General features: G+C 31.6%; 25 protein-coding genes. 4 read left to right on the top strand and 21 right to left on the bottom strand.

What is annotated here, in order from left to right; genetic code table 11:
* The first annotated feature begins 351 nt into the window (after positions 1 to 351).
* Positions 352 to 1,143, top strand: a complete 792-nt coding sequence (locus BHE19_RS09780; protein ID WP_070906951.1) for a DUF5995 family protein — start codon at positions 352 to 354, stop codon at positions 1,141 to 1,143.
* A gap of 25 nt (positions 1,144 to 1,168) precedes the next feature.
* Here BHE19_RS09780 and BHE19_RS09775 read toward each other — a convergent pair whose 3' ends face one another.
* From BHE19_RS09775 to BHE19_RS09725, 11 genes are all read right to left on the bottom strand, one after another.
* Complete coding sequence (locus BHE19_RS09775) at positions 1,169 to 1,537, bottom strand: hypothetical protein (protein ID WP_070906950.1); 369 nt, start codon at positions 1,535 to 1,537, stop codon at positions 1,169 to 1,171.
* Between the two features lie 81 nt (positions 1,538 to 1,618).
* Entirely contained in the window at positions 1,619 to 2,095 is a 477-nt protein-coding gene (locus tag BHE19_RS09770; RefSeq protein WP_070906949.1) for a hypothetical protein, read from the bottom strand.
* Between the two features lie 393 nt (positions 2,096 to 2,488).
* A complete protein-coding gene (locus BHE19_RS09765) occupies positions 2,489 to 3,478 on the bottom strand; it encodes a hypothetical protein (protein ID WP_070906948.1) in 990 nt (329 codons plus the stop codon).
* A 382-nt stretch (positions 3,479 to 3,860) separates the two neighbouring features.
* Positions 3,861 to 5,096 (bottom strand): hypothetical protein, encoded by a 1,236-nt coding sequence (locus BHE19_RS09760; RefSeq protein ID WP_070906947.1) that lies wholly within the window; start codon positions 5,094 to 5,096, stop codon positions 3,861 to 3,863.
* Between the two features lie 5 nt (positions 5,097 to 5,101).
* Complete coding sequence (locus BHE19_RS09755; protein ID WP_070906946.1) at positions 5,102 to 6,022, bottom strand: hypothetical protein; 921 nt, start codon at positions 6,020 to 6,022, stop codon at positions 5,102 to 5,104.
* A gap of 6 nt (positions 6,023 to 6,028) precedes the next feature.
* Complete coding sequence (locus tag BHE19_RS09750) at positions 6,029 to 7,060, bottom strand: hypothetical protein (protein ID WP_017498181.1); 1,032 nt, start codon at positions 7,058 to 7,060, stop codon at positions 6,029 to 6,031.
* Between the two features lie 422 nt (positions 7,061 to 7,482).
* Positions 7,483 to 7,905, bottom strand: a complete 423-nt coding sequence (locus BHE19_RS09745) for a hypothetical protein (protein ID WP_070906945.1) — start codon at positions 7,903 to 7,905, stop codon at positions 7,483 to 7,485.
* Positions 7,906 to 8,049: 144 nt separating this feature from the next.
* Complete coding sequence (locus BHE19_RS09740) at positions 8,050 to 8,490, bottom strand: hypothetical protein (protein ID WP_123923498.1); 441 nt, start codon at positions 8,488 to 8,490, stop codon at positions 8,050 to 8,052.
* Between the two features lie 6 nt (positions 8,491 to 8,496).
* Positions 8,497 to 8,853, bottom strand: a complete 357-nt coding sequence (locus BHE19_RS09735; protein ID WP_070906943.1) for a hypothetical protein — start codon at positions 8,851 to 8,853, stop codon at positions 8,497 to 8,499.
* Positions 8,854 to 8,940: 87 nt separating this feature from the next.
* Entirely contained in the window at positions 8,941 to 9,396 is a 456-nt protein-coding gene (locus BHE19_RS09730; protein WP_070906942.1) for a hypothetical protein, read from the bottom strand.
* Positions 9,397 to 9,402: 6 nt separating this feature from the next.
* Positions 9,403 to 11,082, bottom strand: a complete 1,680-nt coding sequence (locus BHE19_RS09725) for a T6SS effector amidase Tae4 family protein (protein WP_070906941.1) — start codon at positions 11,080 to 11,082, stop codon at positions 9,403 to 9,405.
* A 762-nt stretch (positions 11,083 to 11,844) separates the two neighbouring features.
* Between BHE19_RS09725 and BHE19_RS09720 the strand changes: the two genes are divergently transcribed.
* The 3 genes from BHE19_RS09720 to BHE19_RS09710 are packed head-to-tail and all read left to right on the top strand — an operon-like array spanning position 11,845 to position 13,226.
* The gene (locus BHE19_RS09720; RefSeq protein ID WP_070906940.1) at positions 11,845 to 12,267 is read left to right on the top strand and encodes a helix-turn-helix domain-containing protein; all 423 of its coding nucleotides are present in this window, start codon (positions 11,845 to 11,847) and stop codon (positions 12,265 to 12,267) included.
* A gap of 40 nt (positions 12,268 to 12,307) precedes the next feature.
* On the top strand, positions 12,308 to 12,865 hold the full coding sequence (locus BHE19_RS09715) for an ADP-ribosyltransferase (protein WP_070906939.1): 558 nt from the start codon (positions 12,308 to 12,310) through the stop codon (positions 12,863 to 12,865).
* Positions 12,852 to 13,226, top strand: a complete 375-nt coding sequence (locus BHE19_RS09710) for a hypothetical protein (protein WP_123923496.1) — start codon at positions 12,852 to 12,854, stop codon at positions 13,224 to 13,226. The genes BHE19_RS09715 and BHE19_RS09710 overlap by 14 nt, the downstream gene beginning before the upstream one ends.
* Before the next feature lie 358 nt (positions 13,227 to 13,584).
* Here the strand turns inward: BHE19_RS09710 and BHE19_RS09705 are convergent, their stop codons facing one another.
* The 10 genes from BHE19_RS09705 to BHE19_RS09660 form a co-directional block, all read right to left on the bottom strand.
* Complete coding sequence (locus BHE19_RS09705; protein ID WP_070906937.1) at positions 13,585 to 14,049, bottom strand: hypothetical protein; 465 nt, start codon at positions 14,047 to 14,049, stop codon at positions 13,585 to 13,587.
* Between the two features lie 83 nt (positions 14,050 to 14,132).
* The gene (locus BHE19_RS09700) at positions 14,133 to 14,903 is read right to left on the bottom strand and encodes a hypothetical protein (protein WP_070906936.1); all 771 of its coding nucleotides are present in this window, start codon (positions 14,901 to 14,903) and stop codon (positions 14,133 to 14,135) included.
* Between the two features lie 264 nt (positions 14,904 to 15,167).
* Entirely contained in the window at positions 15,168 to 15,407 is a 240-nt protein-coding gene (locus BHE19_RS09695) for a hypothetical protein (protein WP_070906935.1), read from the bottom strand.
* 173 nt (positions 15,408 to 15,580) lie between these two features.
* Positions 15,581 to 16,090, bottom strand: coding sequence for a hypothetical protein (locus BHE19_RS09690; protein ID WP_070906934.1), 510 nt, complete (start codon positions 16,088 to 16,090; stop codon positions 15,581 to 15,583).
* Positions 16,091 to 16,180: 90 nt separating this feature from the next.
* Positions 16,181 to 16,543, bottom strand: coding sequence for a hypothetical protein (locus BHE19_RS09685; protein WP_070906933.1), 363 nt, complete (start codon positions 16,541 to 16,543; stop codon positions 16,181 to 16,183).
* A 99-nt stretch (positions 16,544 to 16,642) separates the two neighbouring features.
* The gene (locus tag BHE19_RS09680; RefSeq protein ID WP_070906932.1) at positions 16,643 to 17,077 is read right to left on the bottom strand and encodes a RidA family protein; all 435 of its coding nucleotides are present in this window, start codon (positions 17,075 to 17,077) and stop codon (positions 16,643 to 16,645) included.
* A 71-nt stretch (positions 17,078 to 17,148) separates the two neighbouring features.
* Positions 17,149 to 18,075: a 5'-nucleotidase gene (locus BHE19_RS09675; RefSeq protein ID WP_070906931.1), complete on the bottom strand. Its 927-nt coding sequence runs from the start codon at positions 18,073 to 18,075 to the stop codon at positions 17,149 to 17,151.
* Positions 18,076 to 18,209: 134 nt separating this feature from the next.
* A complete protein-coding gene (locus BHE19_RS09670) occupies positions 18,210 to 18,809 on the bottom strand; it encodes a 7-cyano-7-deazaguanine synthase (RefSeq protein WP_207544115.1) in 600 nt (199 codons plus the stop codon).
* Positions 18,797 to 19,987, bottom strand: coding sequence for a PfkB family carbohydrate kinase (locus tag BHE19_RS09665; RefSeq protein ID WP_070906930.1), 1,191 nt, complete (start codon positions 19,985 to 19,987; stop codon positions 18,797 to 18,799). Before BHE19_RS09665 ends, BHE19_RS09670 begins: the two co-directional genes overlap by 13 nt.
* A gap of 2 nt (positions 19,988 to 19,989) precedes the next feature.
* Entirely contained in the window at positions 19,990 to 20,307 is a 318-nt protein-coding gene (locus BHE19_RS09660; RefSeq protein WP_070906929.1) for a hypothetical protein, read from the bottom strand.
* Positions 20,308 to 20,656 lie beyond the last annotated feature (349 nt).

Below are 20,656 nucleotides of genomic sequence, written 5' to 3'. Positions count from 1 at the left end.
AAATCAAAAATAAGAAAAAGTTTGTGATTAGAGTCTGAAGGACTAAATTGTTTTAATAAGTGCGTTTGATGGTGAACAGAAGTAGAATTTTTGAAAATGAATTTGTACTAAAGATTTGTGGATTCAAGAAGGAGAATTATATTTTAAGAGAAAGACTTTGCAGAGTGAAATACTTTTGTCGACGGCTGAATTGGATGAGTCATTTCGAGCGAAGAAGTATTCATTTAGTTAGTGGATTGGTTTTTAAAGTAAAACAGAATAAATAACAAGATAATACTTCAAAATATTCCTTTTTTTAACGATTAAAATAATTATATTCGCTCGTAACTAATTCAACCAAAGTCAACTACCATGAGTGTGAAACAAGCTGCAACTATAGGTGAAGTCATTCAGCTATTAGATGAAATAATCGAGTTATCAAAAATAGAACAGAGTAATATAGGTTTATTTGCAACACTATACCGTGAAGTGACAGTGAAGGTAAAAGAAGGTATTCAAAATGGAGCCTTTCAAAATGGGGAGCGAATGGAAAAATTGGATGTCATTTTTGCCAATCGGTATTTAAAAGCCTATTACGAATATAAAGCCAAAGAAAAACCATCGGAATGTTGGGGTTTTGCCTTTGAACAAGCCGAAAAGTTTTGGCCAATAGTACTGCAGCATCTATTACTCGGAATGAATGCTCATATCAACCTGGACTTAGGTATAGCCGCTGCAGAGATCAGTACGGCTGAAGATATAGGAAGTTTAAAAGCTGATTTCGATAAAATAAATACCATTTTAAGCAGTCTCGTAGGAAGCGTAGAAAAGTGTTTGATTAAAATTTGGCCAACGCTTACCTGGATATTAAAATTAACAGGCAAAGCAGATACCTTTTTTATTGACTTTAGTATGGAAACCGCCAGAGACGGTGCCTGGAAATTTGCCAATGAATTTGTAGCGGTTCCCGAGGATAAAAGAGTGGCTTGTACGCATGAAAGAGATGTGAGAATAACAGAAATCGCCCGCTTGGTTTCAAACCCAGGATATTTTGTGAGTGCCGTTTTCAAATTCATTCGTTTATTCGAAAGAGGTACAGTTGCTCAAAAAATAATTGACATGCAGATCGTTGAGCAAAAAAATATGGAATGTGCTGTTGCTTGATTTTTAGAAAGAAGCGCAAAGAGTATTAATTCAATTTTTCTATTTTGAAATCGAGAGTCATTCCTTCAAACAAAGCTTTTCCTTTAGAGGTATTACCATTTATCTCAAATATTTCGACAGCTATAGTTTTTCCTAAAAAATAAGGTCTCTGACATTTTGTAAAGGTAAATTCATAATTGCAGTTTGATTTCCAGATAATTTTACCTTGAATTTCGTCTTTCGATTCTTTAATAGTCTCAATTTGGGTTGTTTCGGTTCGAGTTATAAATGTATCCGGAAGTCCTTCGCTTGTATAAAGAAATTTTCCAGTTTTAAATTTTTCACAATTCGATTCTTGTGAATGGCATTTAATAGATAGAAAGCCAAGTAAAAGAAAAATATATACTTTTTTCATAAAATCTAGATTATTTGTAAACAAATATATTATAGATTGGATTAAAATCCAATCTACAATATTGGCCGAGCCTATGGCTCTTTACCTTGATGATGTATTTTTTTCTTTTAACCGAATGTTTTCGGTTTTTATAGAATCTTTTGGTTTTATGGTATCTTCCGGCTTAGTTACTTTGGTTTCATTTATTGTGTCATTATCGATTACGGCAGTTTCACCATTTACCATAGCTTTTCCCATACAACTGGTTAGGGAGAAAACTAAACTCAAAGAAAATAAAGCCATTTTTTTAATGGGTTTGATTCTAATTCGGTTAAATCGATTTTTTAAATGATCATATTTCGTATTTTTTTCAGTTTCTATTTGAGTAGATTTAAAATAGCCACAGATATTTTCTTTACCCGAATTTTCAATAAAATAGTTCTGAATTTCGGTAGTATTCATTTTTGTAAAATCAACTACAGTTTTACTACACGAACCACAAAATCTACCATTTTTATTGGGTGACATTGAGTTCCAGTTTTCATTACAGGGTTTTGGTACAGTTATTTTATTTTCCATGGTTATTTTAAATTGATAATTCAATTGGTTAGACAAAAATTATTCCAGAATGAGAATGTTTTTCCATCTATTTAGGTTTTTTCTCTTACAATGTGTGCATCGCGCTCTCGCTGTCGTATCAATTTAATTCCGCTAGTAATGATTCATTTGAAGCAACAGATTTTAATTCGTTGAAGAAAAGATTTTGGGTTTCCAAAGTTCCATAGGAGCGACGCCTATTTATCATCTTTACAGGTGCCGAACCGCTGATTTTTTTTATAAACGTACCTATTTAAATTGGATTAAAATTATGTTGTTCGAAGGCTACGAGTTTATATTTACTTTACGAAGTCACATGGCTTTGAAAAATTAAGGCTTCGCAGAGCCGGAAATAGAGTTGCTGAATAAGGAGTCTTACTTTTTAGCTGATTTTATTTTCTTAATTTCGGCTTTGAGTAATTTTATTTCTTGTTCCTGCTTCTCATTCTTTTTATTTTGGTCGATAATATAGAGCGTCATTTCTTCCATTTTCTGTAACAATTTCATTTGAAAATCTTTCATATTGAGTCCATTTTCAAGCATTTCCTTTTCAGGTGCAATTTCAGGAAGATGATGGTTGGTTGTTACAAATTTTTCAAGTTCGTTTAAAGTCATTAATTTGTACTCTTTTTTGAATACAAAGTCAGGGATGCAGGTTCCTTGTAAATCAACTTTTACTTCTCTTGCTCTTATTGTTCCGCAAACATCCAATTTATATAGAGGAGATGCTATTCCAATTCCTATATTCCCATCACTGTCTATTCGAAGCCTCTCCTTTCCGGAAGCCCCAAATGTTAAAAAGCCACCATGTACAGAATGCCCTCTATGAAAACTTATATAGCCATTATTTCGATTGTTTGCGAACTCTTGAGTTATTGTAAAGGTTGGTACGTTTATAGGTTGGGTTACACCACTACTAACTACCAATTTATTATCTTCTGAACTGGTTGCTAATACAGCGGCATCGGTATTGGCACCGTTGTTTATGTGCAGTTTTGCAGTAGGGGTAGTTGTCCCGATGCCAACATATCCATTTTCGAATATTGCTGCATAATTATTTGCTGCATTTTTAGCAGTTACCCAAAGGCCAATATTACTTTTATTAATTCCCTGATCGTCTAAAACTGAAATTTTTTGCGCTACATTTAAACAGCCGTCGCAACCAAAATTCCCGGAAATGTGTTTTATTTCAACGGTAGGGATTAAATTCCATGTCGGTTTGCTAATCGTTAAAGGAGAAGTGACAGAACTTGTTCCAATACCCACAGAAAGATCTGTATAAATAAAGGTTGTTCCGCTCCATTGTGCATTAGCTGTCAAAATGAAACTAAATAATGCTAGGCTGGTTAAAAAATGTTTTTTCATGTTTATTTTATTGATGGTATTAACTGTTTACTATAGGATTTAAAATGCGGAAATCCTACTGACAGCTTTGGTTTCAGCATCCCGATTGTGTATGCAAAGAATATAAATTAATGTCAATAAGCAAAACAGTTTAATCATTATCTCTATAATTTCTTATTAAAAAAATCATGAGAAGTTGCATGCTTTAATTCCGTAGAAATGAAATACGGTGTAGCAACGGATTTTAATCCGTTGAAAAGAAAAAGGTTGTTTCTAAAAGTTCCGTAGGAATGACACCTATTTGCCGTTTTTATAGGTTCTGAACTGTTCGTTGTCTTTTTTGGTTCTTTATTGTTATAATGTAATTTTTGGCACAAGAAAAAAGTAAAACAAGATTTATAGATTAATTCATTCTTAGCATTTCTAAAATTTCGACAGAAAATAAAAAATAAAGCAAGGTTAAAATCCATAAAGTGAAAAACAAAATAGACAGCGGTTTGAAAATTTTATACGTTTTCCTTGTCTTTTCTGATCGTCTCGTTTGAAATGTATCATTCGGTTGCAGAAAATCATAGCCTGACGCGTATTGGGTTGTTATGTTGGTTTTTGGCTGTACATTATTCAATTGATTCAAATATTGCGGTTTAGTATTTTCATTAATAAAGTTGAGAAACTCACGTTTGTTTTCCTGATGAAATGATTTTACTTCGTCAATTTTCCTATTCGATTTGATGAAATTTATAGCCTCTCTTATTTTTTTTGAAAACTCAGCGTATTTATTTTCAGTAGCAGTAATCTGTTTTTTAGATTCTTCAATTTTTCTGCCGTTTTCCTGGTGTAATCGCACATTTTGTTCGATACTTTCTTTAAGCTTCTTGATAGAGATTATCTTGTTTTCTTCGAGTTCAGAAATTTCTTTTTCGTAATCATTTAGAATTAACTGTAATTGTTTCTTTTTTTCTTCTTTTGCAATTTGTATTTCATTATCAAATCCTTCTTCGTTAGTCGTTCTGTAGAGACCTTTGCTGTGACTGAAGTTTGCAATTTCTTCATTATCCGTAAAAAATATGGTATCAAAACGGTTTAATAGCTCTAAAGACTTTTTAAAGTTATGCTGTAGTTTATCAATATTTATTTTAGAGTACACAACCAGATTAGAATTTGACACATAAAAGCTGGATGGTTCGTTAAAACTTTTAAGATTATAACTAAGTTTATCATAGTCTTGAGGCAGATCTACAGTAAAATTATCCGAATGATTAACCATCAGGGTTTTGTCTTCAATGTTTTTACTAACTAGTATTTTATGAAATTCATTTAATTTATTGATAGTAACATTTTCTTCTGCAATTTCATTTGTAAAAAGAATACTTGCTCCTATAAAAGTTCCTCCTCTATCGGAATTCTTCTCTTTTGCAAACGAATATTTTGAATATGAAATTGAGTTTAATCCATTTGCCGACTCTTTGCGTATAGCGTATAAGGAGCTGTTCTCAAATAGTTTTATTGCATTTGTATTTAAATCAAACGTTTTGATTGATTTTGCAACATTTTCATTTCCCATTTTAAAAAATGTCTGTCTGAAGCCGTACGGATTTCCAAATGTACCAAAGGCCAACAAGTATATGTTTTGTGTCATTTGTTTTAGAAGCTAAATTTTAAACGTTCCCAGAAAGTGCCTTCATAATCTAACGAATATCCTATAATACTTTCGTAAAGCCAATTAGACAAGACTTCTGCCTGCGCTAAATTTAATAGTGTTATCCTTTCTCCGTTTCCGTTGTTTTCTATGCTGCCAATGGTGAAATAGGTTTTATTTAATTCATATGAATTTATTCGGTTATTGGTTCTGGGAAGTCTTTCGTTAATGAAATTTTCTAATTCATTTTCATTAGATACGTCTGTTCGGCCTGATTTGTCCCATTTAGAAATCACTAAAATCACATTTATTGATTTTAAATTTTTCCCTTTTCTTTCCAGTTCATCAAGAAATTCATTTATTAAAGTATCTTCCAGATGTGCATTGTCAAAACTGGTTACAATGATAAAAGTAAGCGGTATGTTTGCATTCAAATAAGCTTCGATGCTACTGTGATATGTGCCGCCTTTGCTGATATCTTTGTGATTCTCTCCGGAAGTTTCTAAAAAAGTTAAATTGATAGAGGGCACTTTTTTAGATTTATTATTAGGTTCAAATATTAAATCTAATCGGGTTACCTGATCGCGGGTTGTTCTGTTTGGTAAGATTCCTTGTCTGATGTTTTCAAAAAAATCAGACAATAAAACCTGCGCTTCTTTTGAATTGGGAGTTCCTAGTTTTGGACGCAAAACCCCGGCATGCGAACTTAAATAGTAAAGCATTGAAGACAGAATAACTGATTTACCAGATTCTCCAACACCAAAAAAGAAAACAAAATTGCTGTCTTTATTTTTAATATCATTTGTATTTGCATTTGCCAATGGAACAAAGTTAGGTTTTACTTCATTTTTTGTTTCAAATGAAATAGGTTTCAATTTTTCGTCATCAAAAGACAATGGTTTTAGATTTTTGATCTCGCTGCTCATTTCAGTTTAGTTTTTTGCAATTAATACTTTACCACTTCTTTTGTTTCCACTAAAGACACTCGAACTATTGTTGCTGTTTTCATTGCTTGTAGTCGCTAATAAGACTATGATAACAATAACAAAATCTAATAAAATACAACCCATTAATACCACAAATTGATACATTCCAAAGTTTTTAATGGCGTGGTCAAAAGCAAAACCTATTTTTCCAACATCTTGTGTTTTTGAAATTTCAGGTGTAAACTTAAATTTAGTATCGCCCAGCACGGTATGAGCGCGATTTCCCAGTTTATTGTACTCGGCCAATGATTCATCAATTAAGCCTTGAGAGATATCATCCTTTTCTTTTTTAGAAAGCAGTAATAAATCCTGAATCCTTTTATTCCATTTTAGGGCGGCATTGTTTACATCCGTTTTTAAAGCTTTTTCTTCCGGAGAAAGATCAGAAATCATATTGTCGATCTGGCGACCCATTCGTTCTGCCAAATCATCATAATCATTGGCAACAGGAGTCAGAAGATCAACATTTTGTCCTGTTAATCCTTCTATATCTCTTATTAAGGTTTGTGCTCTTGTTCCAATTCCTTTATTTCCGGGATCTTTAATTTGCTCCATCATTTGTTTTTTCTTGATTTCAATGTTTTGCGAAGTCTCCCGATTGTATTTATAACTTAATTTGGACTGAATGTCGGCTTCCAAATTATTGAAACGTTCGTTGATATCTCTCAATTCGGTAGTATAAATGTCCGTTTTCATAAATCTGGTATACAAAGCATTAAAATTGGCAATGAAACAAAACGAGGCTATGAAGATGTAAATACCCACATAGCTGGAAGTTGATTTACCATTTGCTTTTGCAGATCGGATCATCCAAACTAAAAACAATAGTAAAAGCGATAGGACCAAAGCGATTATAAAAGATGCCGGACCAAAAATTTGATCTAATCCAAGCCAGGTTTGATAAAAACTGACACTGATTAATAAAAAGGCAAGTATTGCCAGGAAAAGGTCTGTAACATTAATTGATTTTTTACTCATGGTAGTTGGTTTTAGAATTAAATATTTATCCAAAACTAACTTCTTATGACTCAGTTATTTTACGGAAATCCGTAATTCAACTTTTGGATCAATTTCCACAATCCTGATTGAGCAAGGTTCTTTTTAGGTTATTTTGTATGTGTTCACGAGTAAGACGCTCGCGCCAGCAGAGGGGAGATGTGCTAATAGTTCCTCCATATTCAGCCATTCCTTCTTGTAATTTTGTATAAAAAATGTTCTAAGCTATGTTGCTGTCGAAGCTGGATCTGAATATTTGAGTCGGTGATATTTAGAGCTTTTTTTGCTCTTTGTGGTTTTCAAGGACTTAAAAATATTATTAAAATTTACGCTGCACAAAGTTTTTTGATTTCGTACAGCGTATTTTATTATACTTCGAAATGGATTATTCTTTATAATTTGTTTTAGTTCTTAGAATTATCTTTTTCAAATTTTAAAAAGTTTTTATAAGCCTTTTTGGCAATAGAGTCTAATTCTTTACTAATATAGTAGTGGAGACAATTAGCCATATAATAGTTATTTCCCTCTTTACAATTGTCACATAAAATTGGCTTGGGAATATTAGTACTTAGATTTATGCCTAAACACCTAGTTTTTTCTAAGTCTTCTAAACTTAGACCATCATAAGGATTTAGAACATCTTTTTTTTCTATCAATTTGAAAATAGAATCATTTTTGTAACTTTCTTTTAAGCACGAAAAAAACACATTGTCCTTATAAGCATCAATCCAAGGATTATCACTTTTATTATAATCAAATTTTGGAAAAGTATTTGTGCTGCAAGAACAGAAGTAAAATAAAATTAAAAGAATTTTTATATTTTTCATATTACTACACTAGTTTAAAATCCATACATCTATATGATTTAGAAATAAGAATCGATCTTATTATTATAAAGAAATTACAGCCTTTTGTAATAACAATTTTTCAAATTCGCAATTAGTCATATTTTAAGATAGATATAATTTAGCTTATAATCCAGGATTATTTATATTGACAATTGAATCAATATTTTTTAAATTCTTCCATTTTTTATAATTGAGTTTTGTTATTGAATCTAATTTTTTACTGTTGTAAAAATTAAGGCAATGTAACTGTATTTTCTTTCCAATCATTGCTTCGGAAACAGTGTTGATAGATTTAATTGAATCGTTTGTCATGATTTTAGATTCTTCAAGTCCAATTTTTTTAAATTCATCAGAAAAGATACTGCTTAATATTGGTGAGTAGAAGGATTTATCAATACGTGTGATCTGCGAGGTTATATTTTTATCATTATATCCCTTTAATAGGCAACTACAATATGCATTAAATTTAAAATCTTTTTTAAAATCTTGTATATGTTTTTTATTACTTGAAACACCACAAGCCACTAAAACTAAGAGACTAAAAAGTAAACTTATATTCTTCATAATTAATTAATTTAATTTCCATAATGTAATTGATTCTACTCCTCCAGTGGCCCCAAAATAATAATGAGTTAAATCTGGTGTAGTATAAATACCTGCATGTCCTGACGCTCCAAAACCAGAACTTGATGCATCCTTTGGTATTAAAATGTAAATTCCTTGGTTTGTACCAAGTAGACTGCGGAAGTTAGCCCCATTGATACCTCCATCTGACTGCTTTAAAACTATGCTATTTACATTAGTAATTGGAAAAGTTTTTAACATCCATTTATATAAATTTCGCGCTCCTAAAAAAGTTCTACCTAAGTTTATTTTCTTATTTGTATTATTAGGCTCTACCGTATATTTTTTCTCATTCTCCACCATGTAACCACTAACTAATTTTAATAGATCGGGAAATATAGAAAGTATTTGAAATTTATATACTTGATAGGGATGTTTTTATATTCTGTTTTAGTTCTTAAGAATATTTCTTTCAGATTTTAGATAGTTTTTATATGCTTTTTTAGCGATAGAATCTAATTCACTACTAGCATAGTAGTTTAGACAGGTTGCACAAAAATAGTTCTTCTTTAATTGCTCTTGCTTTTCTTTTTCAGTACAATCGTCACAATTTGGGTAGATAGGTTTCGGAATATCTTTTATTATTTTAGTGCTTAATAAATTTATTTTATCATATTCTGATAGGATTGGCTCATAAGGTACTTGAAGGTCTTCTTTTGCAATTAAGTTAAAGATAGCTGGGTTTTCATAGCTTTTTCTTAAACATGTAAAAAACACTTCTGTTTTGTACATGTTAATCCATTCGGCTTTCCTTTCGCCAAATTGATATTCAAATTTAGATCTCTTATAAGTTTCACATGATGAAAATATACAAAAAAGAATTCCTATAATTATTATTTTTTTCATAACTAACTAATTTAAAGTCCAGATATCTATATAATCTACAGGTACAAATTGATTATTTGAATCGTAAAAGTGGCAATCTAACAAGCATTGACCATCTTCTAGCAAATCTGCATGACCAGATCCCCAAGCTTTTTGTATTTCTGGTCTAGATACCATTGTGTATATCCCTTTTTTATTTTTTAGCAAATTAGGAAAATTTATTCCTTTATTACCACCTTGTGTAAAATCATAATGCTCATAATTTGTTGGATTAGTACCAAAGGTTTTTTTCATCCATGAATTAAGTGTTTTTGCATTAATGATATAATTTTTTCCGTCTGCTCCGACAACACTATTTTTTGTTCCATTGGGATTATCAGGCAATGAGGGGACTACTACTCCTGAATAATTAAGGGCTCTTGAAATACGGATAGCACATGTATTTAGTTTATTATTTTTTGCTATTACTGCATTATACATTTTTAAAATATCTCCGCCAATATCATTACAAAGAGTCTCGGAAGTAGTATATCTGCTTGGGCATGCATTTTTAAAATTACTGAATGTAGGGAGTTCTTGTTTTGGAAATACTAAATTAGGATTATCCCAATATGCAGCGTCATAATCGCCATCTTGCCCTTCTGAAGTCCCCATAAACCAATTTTTAAATTGATGTATCGTTACATTAGGGTTCTGCATTAGATAATTTATTGCCCAATTACAAAAGCTTTTAGCTTCATCAGAGAAATTATTTGAATTCAAATAACTACCTATGATATTCATAGTGTCAGGACGATTTCTTAAAAAGGCGATTTGAGCTATAGATAGTTTTAATTGGGTGCCTAAAATTTTAATCAGTGGCATTGTATTTACGGGTACATATCCGGTTGGAGGAGTTACTTCAGGACAAGGTCCTGCGCTTTTTGAAGTATGAGGATGTGGTGGACGAACATCACCGGCATAATACCAATATTGTCCGTTGCTGCCATAACAGTTAGAATGATCATGACCGGAACTGCCATCACCGCCGCCTTTATAACCGCCACTGCTTGGAGGGGAGTTGTATCCCGGAACGCTTGTATTGAATCCTCCTGACGGAAGATTTCCTCCATTACCGCTTCCGCCACCTGCGGCCGGATTGCTTTTTGGATCTGAAGGTGAAGGAACAAAGATTTTAGCACATGGATCATCTCCCACACTGGACTTCGAGGTAAATTTTCGGGTAGTAGGATAACTAACCTGACTTATCTCGGTGATGCCATCGAAATATTTAAAATCAAAACGGTGTGCTTTAAAATTTTCAAAATCCTCCGGGTTACAAATGTATTTAAAGATGTATTTTTTACTTTCTCCTGTTGGAAGTACATTTATAACAAGATTGTAATACACATTTTCCGGAGTGTCGGGATAAAAGAAACTAATACTGTAATTGGTGATGTTTTTGTCATCGGTCATACTTACGATGTCATGCATCATAAATATTGGCTCGTTTAAAGTTTCAACGTTACCGGACTTGGCGCTGTTTTCTGCATCGTCTGTGTTGATGTATTGCTGAATGTCAGCCGGAAGTTCATTGGCATTTAGAAGTTTCTTTTCAAAAGGAACTGCTGATTCTGTTTTGGTTTCATGTTGTTCATTTGAATCTTTTTCGCAACCTGTCAAGGCAAGAAAAACAAACGCTAAGGCGCATTTAAATAGCTTTTCCATGATTATTGGCTTTTAATAGTTCATAAATCGGGGTATATAGCTTGGTAAATTTGTTTTTGCGAAGAACTCAAATATATAAAAATAAACTTACATTTTGTTTAAAAAGAAAGAAAATTTCTACGTTTATTTGGGTGTGTTTTTAATTCCTTTGCAGGCAGGAGTTTTAGGCCAGTCTTTTATGCATAATTTTAATTCCGCTAGGAATGAAATATTTTGTAGCAACGGATTTTAATCCGTTGAAAAAAGGATTTCCGTTTTGTAAAGTTCCATAGGAACGGTACATATTTATCGTTTTTTATATGTTTCGAACCGCTGGTTCTTTTGTAACCGCATATATTCAAATTGGATTAAAATCCAACCCTACAATATTAGTCGAGCCTATGGCTCTTTACCTTGATAATGTGTCTTTAAATTTCTTTACAGACAGGAGTTTTAGGCCAGTCTTTTATGCATAATTTTAATTCCGCTAGGAATGAAATATTTTGTAGCAACGGATTTTAATCCGTTGAAAAAAGGATTTTCGTTTTGCAAAGTTCCATAGGAACGACACCTATTTACCGTCTTTATAGGTTCCGTACCGCTGGTTCTTTATTTTGTTGATGCATTTTTAGTACAAGAAAAACAAAACACATTGGTGAATCATGTAAGAAAAAGCGTATTTTTAATCACCGTTTAATAAGTGGTTAAAACAGTATCTTACCGAAACAATTCTGTTTTTTACAGATCATTACTTTTTAAAAGAATTTTAAATATCTTTGAATTATGAGTACAGCAACAAAACCAAATCACATAGGGCGAAAAATCAGCCGTATTCGTGAACTGAAAGACATGAAGCAGGAAGCTTTGGCACAGGCTTTAGGAACCAACCAGCAGGCCGTTTCAATTATGGAAAACAGCGAGACTATTGATGACGAAAAACTAATAGCAGTGGCAAAGGCGCTGGGGGTAACTGTAGAAGCGATTAAAAATTTTTCGGAAGAAGCGGTTTTTAATTATTTCAATACTTTTAATGAAACAGTTTCGAATAGTAGTTTTGGAAATGGAACATTTAATAATGAATGTACTTTCAACCCTTTAGATAAAGTAGTTGAACTTTACGAACGTTTGGTACTGGCTGAAAAAGAATTGGTGAAAGCCGAAAAAGAAAAAATCGAGTATTTAGAAAGAGTACTGAAAGAAAAGTAATAGTCTCGAAAAGCAGTTTTTATAACATTGTTCAGAAGTCATGGAGAAAGATTTACAAAAATATGCTGAAACTTTTTTGACCGCAGAGCTAAAAGAAATTCTAAGTTCTAATCGACACAAAAATACAAGTGAGTTAAATGAATTTGAAAAAGCAATTATTTATAATTATTCTGACATAGGTTATGAATCTTTGAATGAAACTTTAAGAGATGGGAAAGATTTACCTGAATTTGGAAAACATTTAAATTATGCTCTTAACAAGTTACCGGACTATAAATTGCTTTGTTACAGATCTATAAAAGTTAATAAGTCGAAATTACAGAGATATTATGATGCTCTTAAAAGTAATTCGATTATAATTGAAGAAAGCTTTTTATCGTGCAGTAAGTCAAGATTTGTAGCTTCGGGTTTTAGTAGTAGTCCATTATTCATAATTTTTTCTAAAAGAGGAAAAGACATAGAAAAAATTGCTAAATTTGGTATAGACAATGGAGAAAATGAAAGGGAAGTGCTATTTATGTCAGGTTCAAAATTTAAAGTTATAGACATTACAGAAGAAGCAGATAAAACGATTAGAATAACACTTGAAGAAGTTTGATATGGATTTGGTAAAAGAATATAATGAAAAATCACATTTCAAAAATGCAAATGATATTTTTGAAGTTTTGGCGGATGTTCTTATGTCTGGAACTATAAGATCTGAATATAAAAATCCGCACACCATTGAAAATAAGGAGGAAATTAATTCTCTTATGATAAAATTTCTAGAGGATGTGTTGTCTAATGATTTGGCTAATACTAAGAAAAGGAAACTGTCTGTAATAAATTTATTAGACGAATTCAATTACAGAAATGAAATACTTCATTTAATGGCAGTAAAAAACTCCTCAAAAGGTAATGAGCTCGAAAAAACATCTGAGAGAATGGGACGAAAATTTATGTCGTCTGTAAAAGAATAATATTTTACCCGTTATGTTCACTAGCGTTCAGCTCGTACTAACATAAGGAATTTTTATAATAAGAATGCGCAAATGTCTTTTGGAGACTTTTGCGCATTTTTGTTTTAATTGCCAATCATTTGTACGCTCGCGATAGTTAGGAGAAGCACATTATATTCTTGTGGCAAATTTGATTTTTATTTTTGTTTTGCCACAAAAGCTGTAACAAATTTTAATTTATTTTCATTTTGTTACAGTAGTTGTAACAAAGTTGAATTTATTTTTATTTTGTTACAGAAAGTGTGACAAAGTTGAATTTGTTTTTAGTTTTGTCACAACAAAATTTTCTTGTAGATCTGTTTTAGAACAAGACCGTAATCTATAAATCTAGAAACAACTCACTAAATCTATTTCGATTAATTTTTGGAGCAGGAGATCTATCTGATTCGAGAAGAGTTTGACTATAAAATGATTCAAGCTTCTGTAGCAACTTCTCTAAAGTTTCTTGCTCCGCAGGATTGAAAAATATTTTATTCTTTAAAAGAAAAGCTCGTAAACTAAGTATTTTTCCATCTATTTCATGTAATTCCAAAGGAACATTATTGGTATTTAATATTTTTCTAATTGAACCAATAGGGATATCTGCCAGGTTATCTTTATCAACACAATCTGGATTTATATAATTTTTGTCAACCTTTACTCGTAAAGTTGAAATACCGATACTATCTATTTCAGAGTAAAAATCAGTGTAAGTTCCACAATATGGAGTATCAAATACGATATCATCTCCTTTAAATGCTTTAAAAAAAGCCAATGCTCTGTCTAATGTTAAATCGTTAATCATATTTTTTACTTAAATTTTTTGAATGAATTATAAATTTGACAGCTGGAGAGAAAGTCCCGCTCGTGAAACTATTTTCTTATTTATTACCATTCACCCTTAAAGGTAAAATCGTAGCCATCTAATTGTCCTGGCCCTATATCGTTTAATCCTCCATTGTAACAAGTGTTATTACCTAATGTATTTCTATTAGGAGTCATCTCAATTACTTTTTTGAAATGTTTGTTTCTTATATGTTTATGTAATTCAGAAGTATGGAGAAAATTTACATTAATTGAAATAGCTTTTTTGCCAGTTTTAACCAACTGAATTATGTCTGGATTTATATCGTTAAATATAGTTGAGAGTTCACGTTTTAATTTAGGCTCTCCAGCGTCAAGAATTCGATTTATTGATGATTTTAAACTGTTTTCTAACGTTTTTTTTGTAGAATTTTTGTCTTCCCCTTCAGAAAGGCTGTAGGTAAGGATTCTTCTTTGTTTTATATCAAAAGGTAAATCTTCAATTGCTCCAAATGCGGTATTGTAAATACAGATAACATTTTCCCAACCAAGTGCTTTTGCTGCATATCCAAGCTCTATCAAAACATTTGGATTTGGTATTTTCCTTTTTCCTTGATCAAAATTAATGATACTTATATCACAAACAAATATTTCTGAATTATCAATTTTTTCAAATAAACTTTGAGCGATATCAGGAGAACCAGAGAGTCCTTGTGTGTCTTGATCCACTTTAATCTCTATTTCTAGATTAGGATTGTTGATTGCTAATACTGCAGCTTTAAGGCATTTTTGAATTAGTGTTCTGTTGGTAGCATTTGGCAAATCAGATTGCCATGAATAAAATATTGTTGCCATATTTTGGTAATAAATAGAATTTTTTAATTTTTAGAAATGAACTTTGAATAGCTTCCTCCAATAATATGGATTTGTAAGCCTTGCCCACAAAGATTGTTTTTTTTCCTTGCAGGCCCGTGCATATCCTGAATTAATTAAGATCAATTTCTAAAATAGTTGGATCATTATCATTACTTGTGATTTCTTAGGTTATTTTTTGCGTTTACAAGCGACGCTCGCAGCAGTGAGTGGAATTACTCTGTAAGAAATAGCTGTTCGAACAAATTAGAAACCTTTAAGTTTTTTAAATTTGTCAATATTTGTATTGTATTCTTTTTCCAATTGTTCAATTCTTTTTTTATCGTCTTCTGACAAATCTTGGTCTTTGGATAAACAATCTTTGATTTTCTCAGTATAACCAGCAAGTTCTCTACAAATCTGTGAAAGGTTGTCATTGATTGTAATTTCGTCATGTCTTTTGAAAATTTCTTCAAGTTGCTTTGCTAATTCTTCTTTGTAATCCATGTTTTTTTATGAGTTTAATTTATTAAAATCCATCCACTGGCGCGAGCGTTCTGTTCGTGCATGTCCTGAATTGATTAGTTTTTATAATAGTCTGATCATTATGATTACTCGTGACTTTTTTAGGTTATTTTATTTGCGTTCACGAGCGGAACGCTTTCGCCAGCGGGGGGCAATTACCTTTTTGGTACTATTTCGGCTAATTTTACGATTCTGTAGCCTTTTCCGTCATAAAATGATTGTGATTTCACAAAGTAAATTTGACCGTCTTTATTTTTGAAATATGTTTCTACTCTCAAACCTTTCATATTGTCAAATTCAATAACCAAATGTTTAAACTCAGAAAATGTTATAGAACTCCAGTCAATATTATAAGTTTTACCAGTTTCTTTAATATCATTAAAATCTCTTATTGAAGTATCTGTAAACGCTTTCTGTGATACAGATTCGAACTTGCTTTTTACAATTTCACCAAGTTTAGCATTAGGGTTATTGGCCAAATCTTTAAGCTCCTGATAGGTCATTACTTCTTGCAGGAATTCTTCGTTAGTTTTTTTATCGATATTTTTAAGAACTTCGAATGTGTGGGCAGCCACTTTTTCGGGAGTTTCAAATGATTTGTCTTCTTTTTTGCAGGATAAGAATGTTAAGAACGCTAAGATAAATAAGGTTTTTAAGATTTTCATTTTGAGTTGTTTTTGTTTGATTTTTAGAATTTAAAAAAATAGACTTTTCCTGGTGCGAGCATTTCACTCGTGTCAGCGGGAATAAGTTTTTTATTCTAAATCCCATAACAATTTTATTGACGAGACTATTGTTAGAAAGCAAATGATCCAAAATATAATTTGTCCGGCTGCGCCTTTAAATTTTACTCCCGGTATCTCAAATTCTATTTTTCCAGAAACATACTCTAGAACTAAAACGATGAAAAGGGAAGTAATCGCTGCCATAGGTAATCCAACAACAACTGGAAAATGCTTTTGCGCGATAGGTAACCAGACTTTAGATTCGTAACCTCTTTGAGCCATTATATAAAAAATGTAAGCAGAAAACAAGGCAATTAAGGCCGCAGCAACCCACGCTAAAGCATTTAAAATTTTTGTTTTGGTTTGGTCATTTTTGTTATTCTCGTTATTCATGTTTTCTGCAATTAGATTTTATAATTGAATGCTCGTGACTTTTTTAGGTAATTTTATTTGTGTTCAAGAGCGGGACGCTAAACCTCTAATCTAATCCAATTATTTAGGCAGATGTGCAACCAGTTCGACCTCTAATTTTGCGGTTGGCACGTATAATTGTACGATTTGCACCCACGTTGCCGCAGGAAAGTCACCATTGTAGAATTTTTTTCTAACATTGTTGTACTTTTTCATGGTCTCAATATCTGTTGTGTATAGATTTTCTTTTACCACATTGGCAAATGTGGCACCATAACTCGCTAGCGAAGCCTTTAAATCGTTATAGACAGTTGTGATTCCTGCCGGAGTTAATTCCGTTGTTACAGCACCCGAAATGTAAAGCACATTGTCGACTTTTAAAACCTGAGCATAACCAATAACCGTATCTTGTTTGGGACCATTGTTCCAATGCCATTTTTCCTTTTTTATTTTGGCTTCTTGTGCAAAATTGATATTGAAAACGAATAAAAAAGAAAGTAAAAGAAAATGTTTCATAAGGATTTGTTTTTTAATTGAAGTTTGTTTTAAGGTTTCTCCGCTCGTGTTAGCGAAGGAGGTGAAATTTTTTATTTATTAGCAATTCCAAATGGAATATGTACTAATGGTATTTTAGTAGCTTCTTTATTGAGATGAACTAATTGGTCATCAAAGTAAATGTGTGGCTTTACGACATTTAAAATTCTACTTTTATCAACCCCTCCCATTAAAAATAATTCGTCAACTGTAACTCCCCAACTTGTTAAAGTGTTAATTGCTCTTTCATGGGAAGGTGCATTTCTTGCAGTTATTATACTTGTCCTCAATATTTTTCTATAATCAGTAGAATTGTTTTCTTTTTTAGTTTCTAACTTTTGAAAAAATGCTAATTTTTTGAAAAAATCAGCTAAAGGGCCAGGTTCGTGAGGTTCTGTTATATGGGCTAATTCATAATCATGAAAATCTTTTAGATTTTTACTTTCTTTATAGACTGCCTCTGAGTTATCATCTGCAATTACCCCATCAAAATCAAAGGCAACCCTTAATTCAATATCTTCGTCAAAATCTTCGACATTGTTGTTTATATATTTACCTGCTGGAAAACCAGCATTTATTGAATTCTGAACATCTAAATCATTTGTTGATAAAAATAATGAAATATTGTACGCAGGTATATATTCAAATGGTGATTTACCAGAAGTAAATGCAGCTCTGGAGATATCTAATTCAAAATGTTTTATCGAGTTGAAAATTCTTATTCCAGTTTCGGGGCTATTTTTTGATAATAGTACAACTTCAACTGGTTGCTCTTCGGGATAATGCTTGTTAATTTCTAAGAACCTTTTGATAAATGGAAAAGCTGGACCTTTTTCAAGTAAAACCAATTTATTCTCTTTTTGATATTTTCTGTATTCGATTATTCCTTTTTTATCAAAAATTTCATCTTCAATCTGAAGATTGAAAAGAGCATTGGATGAAACACCGACGACTAATTTTTTTTCTATTGGAAATGCCATATTTTGTCTTTTGATTAAAAGTATTTTATCAAGTTTTATTAGTATTTACATATTCTAACAGCCCATTACTATTATTTTTTTCCTTGCAGTCGCGAGCGTCCCGCTCGTGTAAATACTGATGGTACAATGTTTTTTTATTCCAGATTAATTTCATACCTAACTTTAAGTTGCTTTATGCAACCGGAACACTTTCCACAAGCAATATTTGAAATATGACAAGAGTGAGCAATACTTAATAATTCCAAAGGGACATTAAATTTATTTACTAGCTCATGGCTAAAAAAATCCAAGGTTGGACATAATACACGAATTTTTCCTTCTTGAAAAGAGACAAGTTTATCGGATAACTTATAAAAATCCTCCGTCCCATCCTTATGAAAATTATCTGATTTTACTGATGCCAAATAGAGTTCAGAAATACCATCTTTTATCCCTTGCATAGAAGCTAAAGTAATTAATAACTGATTTCTAAATGGCCACCATTCTTCAGAAGGCGAAATACTTAAATTTTCTGAATTTGCTAAAGTACCAGTTCCTAGATTTCTACAATCAACTCTAATTACTTTATGTTGAATTCCTAATTTTTGACAAACAAAATCAGAAACATAAATTTCTCTCTCAGCAACTGTTTGACCATAATCAATTGTATAAGCAATATCAGGCTTGAGATCATATGCTAAGCATATTGAATCAATTCCACCCGATAATAAAAGCGCCTTTTTTATAGATTCCATATTGTTTGATAGATTGCAGTTGTTAGATGTTGATAAAAATGAATATTGGCTGGTTTGAGCATTAAAAGCTTATTATCATCACAAGTTCTATGATATCCAATCATTTTTTTTCCTTTAGCCAATGAATAGCCAGATTCAATTAATGTACCTGAATCAAGGTTATCTAAAACACAAAAAATTATATCAGAATTCTCGATACCTTCTAGATCTTTTTTGGCTATAATTGTATCTTCGCCTAAGCCAATATCATGAAATGGTGAGAAAACTTTAATTCCAAAAGATAAAAAAGCAGAACGTATCTTATCGATCAAGATAAGTTCCGCAATTGAGAAAAATGGAGATGCTAAATAAACTTGCTTTTCTGAAAACGCTTGGTTGTTAAATTCTGGATAATTAAAAACATCTAAGGTTGATGTTTCAACATATACTTTTTTATCACAATAAATTGCTGTCGATCGGGATGCATATATTGCTGAATCTTCTAATGATAAACCTTTCATCATCCAATAATAGCCAAAGCTTGCCGTGAATATATCACCAGAACCAATTTTATTTACATTATTAGTAATGTAAGAAGGAATTTTTACTTCCTTATCTTTCAAATATAAAGTTGCTCCAAATGGTCCATTTTTTATAATAAATGCTTTTGCTTGTTCCGAATTAAAAAAGTAGTTTTTGATTTCTTCAATATCTTCAGAAAAAGCGATGGATGATGCTTCATTTTTATTAACTATATATACAAGTTCTTCAGCTTTACCAAATTCACTAAATTTTTTAGGTTTTATGGGGGTTTGTGGGTCATAAACAACTTTATTTCCAGATAATGTAAAATCTGTTTCTAACATACCAAAGGCAATAAGATTTTCAGACTTTATGTTTATTTGCTCAGCTTTTTGTATAGTAAGCAAATGCGGAAATATAGCTGGTTGGTCTAGAGAAAAGCTATATTTAAATGTTATTATTTCATCACATTCTTTACATTCAAAAGTAAACCCATTGTAAACTTTTTTATTTTCATTAAGATATCCAATGATATTACTGTTTCCTACAGTTTCAAAATGTGCTTTGCAGTCATTTTCTAGAAGAAATTTTGTTGCGCGAAAACCAGAGCCATAAATTTCGATTGAAATATCATCATAATCGATTTCTCGATAAGTTCCACCAACAACTGTTATCATATTTATTTCCTTGTTATTTGCACACGACATGCAGGTGAATTTATACTTAATATTTCTGCTTTATATAATGATCCATTTTTAATGCAGTCAATTATATCTGGGGTATTTAAATGAAGAATAGCTCCCAGTATTTCTCCATCTCCATCTTCCAATAACAAAGATTCATTTTTCCCAAGTACAACTTCTAAAAGATCTCCTATTTTGCGCTTTTCAAGTACTTTGATATTTAAAGAAGAAACAGTATTTGTAATAATACTTGTATAACAATCAAATTTAGTTCGTTGTGGTGGCTGATATCCACCTCCTCCTGATCCACTCATAAACTAGTTTTTTAATTTTAGTTAATTTATATTTTTTCTTAAAATTGATGTTTTTGAATTAAGTCTTCGTAAATGACAAACATCGTTTTTATTTTAAATTAATTACTACGTAGAAATACCTGATTTTTCATAAAAGTACCTTCTTTAAACCTAATAATTTTATGGAAATCCGTAAATGGATGATAAATTCAAAACCCCTAGCCCTGATAGCAGCGGCATCCTTTTTAGGCAAACGAAAACGTCTAAATTAAAGCGATAAACATTCTGCCTAAAAAGATAGAGCGGATAGCAGGAACAAGCTCCTAAAAACCATCCTAATTCCGCTAAATTTCGATCTGAAAAAACACAA

It is taken from the genome of Flavobacterium tructae, from assembly GCF_001853485.1.
Lineage (GTDB): Bacteria > Bacteroidota > Bacteroidia > Flavobacteriales > Flavobacteriaceae > Flavobacterium > Flavobacterium tructae.
Note: the sequence above shows the minus strand (reverse complement) of the source record. Positions and strands in the feature narration are given on the sequence as shown.